Origin of the sequence: Roseomonas sp. KE2513 (assembly GCF_016107305.1) — a bacterium.
GTDB lineage: Bacteria > Pseudomonadota > Alphaproteobacteria > Acetobacterales > Acetobacteraceae > Roseomonas.
In genome coordinates this window covers 1-1,669 of the sequence record NZ_RCVR01000127.1, presented here as the reverse complement: position 1 = coordinate 1,669, position 1,669 = coordinate 1, and the positions used below count along the sequence as shown (strand labels likewise).

Genomic DNA, 1,669 nt, shown 5'->3' with positions numbered 1-1,669 from the left:
GTAAGCGCAGCTTCCGTACCCTCGGGTCAGCTGGTGGTCAGACCGCCTTGGTGTCCGCCCAGTGCCAGGGCATGAGTTCGTCGATGCGGCTGTTGGGCCAGCCATGGACGAGGCGGGTGAGTAGGTCGGTGAGGTAACGCTGCGGGTCGACGCCGTTCAGCTTGCATGTCTCGACCAGGGAGGCGAGGTCGGCCCATCTGCGGCCCCCATCATCGCCACTGGCGAACAGGGCGTTCTTGCGGCTGAGGACCAGGGGCCGGATGGCACGCTCGACGGTGTTGGTGTCGAGCTCGATGCGGCCATCCTCGAGGAACCGCTGGAGGCCCTCGCGGTGGTTCAGGGCATAGCGGATCACCGCTGCCGTTGGACTGCCGCCCGGCAGCCGCGCCAGCTGCTGCTCCAGCCAGGCGAACAGGTCCTCGACCAGCGGGCGGCTTCTGGCCTGCCGGGTAGCCCAGCGCTCATCGGGCGGCTTGCCGCGGACCTCGGCCTCGACGGCGTAGAGGACGGCGATGCGGGCCAATGCCTCGGTGGCGATTGGCGCCGTGTTCTTCCTGGCCAGATCGTAGAAGCCTCGACGCACATGGCTCCAGCAGAACACCAGTGTGGCGCCAGGGCCGCCCGCCTCTGGCGCGGCCAGGCCCTTGTAGGCGGCATAGCCGTCGCACTGCAGGATGCCCGTGTAGCCGGCCAGGAGTGCCCTGGCGTGCTCCGCCCCGCGGCCGGGGGCGTAGCGGAACACCACGGCAGGCGGATCGGTGCCGCCCCAGGGTCGGTCATCGCGCGCGATCGCCCAGGCAAAGCCCGTTTTGGTCTGCCCCCGGCCAGGGTCCAGCACCGGCATCGTGGTTTCGTCCGCGAATAGCCGCGCTGAGGTGAGCAGGATCTCGCGCAGCCGCGCCACCACGGGGGCGATCTCGACAGCAGCCACGCCCACCCAGGAGGCCAGCACCTCGCGGCCGATGGTGAGGCCCTGGCGCGCCAGGATCTGCGCCTGGCGATACAGCGGCAGGTGGTCGGCGTAGCGCGACACCAACACATGGGCGACGGTGGCCTCGGTCGGCATGCCGCCCTCGATCAGACGGGCCGGTGCGGGGGCCTGCACCACCACGCCCGCACAGGCCCGGCAGGCGAGCTTCGGGCGCTTGGTCACCAGGACCCGGAACCTCGCCGGGATCACGTCGAGCCGCTCCGCGGTGTCGGCGCCGATCTCGATCAGGGCGCCCTGGCAGCACGGGCAGGCAGTGCTCTCTGGCATCAGCACCACCTCCACCCGGGGCAGGTGCGCCGGCAACCGGCCACGACCCGCTCGGCGCTGGGCGGTGTTCGTCTTGCGCAACTCGGGTGAGCGCTTCTCCGCCTCAGCCTCGTTGCCGGCCAGGCTCGCCTCGACCTCCTCAAAGGCGAATTGCAACTGGTCCTCGGGCAGCTGCTCCGAGCGTCGCCCAAACTGCATGCGCTGAAGCTTGTCCAGCAAGTGCCGCAGCCGCTCGTTGCGTGCCGCCAGCGTGTCCCGCTCCTCGGTCAGCGCCTCGCACCTGGCCAGCGTCGTCGCGAGGAGCGCGCGCAGCGCCTCGGGATCATCTGGCAGGCTCTGCATGTCGAGACCGGCACCCATCGGCGCGGAGTCTAGGCAGCGGCCGTGGGCCTGGGAATCCGTTTTGTGTCA

The 1,669-nt window shown here is 70.3% G+C and carries 1 protein-coding gene; it reads right to left on the bottom strand.

Annotation, left to right across the window (positions count from 1 at the left end; genetic code table 11):
* Positions 1 to 37 precede the first annotated feature (37 nt).
* Complete coding sequence (gene tnpC, locus D9599_RS30530) at positions 38 to 1,600, bottom strand: IS66 family transposase (RefSeq protein WP_375373101.1); 1,563 nt, start codon at positions 1,598 to 1,600, stop codon at positions 38 to 40.
* Positions 1,601 to 1,669: the final 69 nt, after the last annotated feature.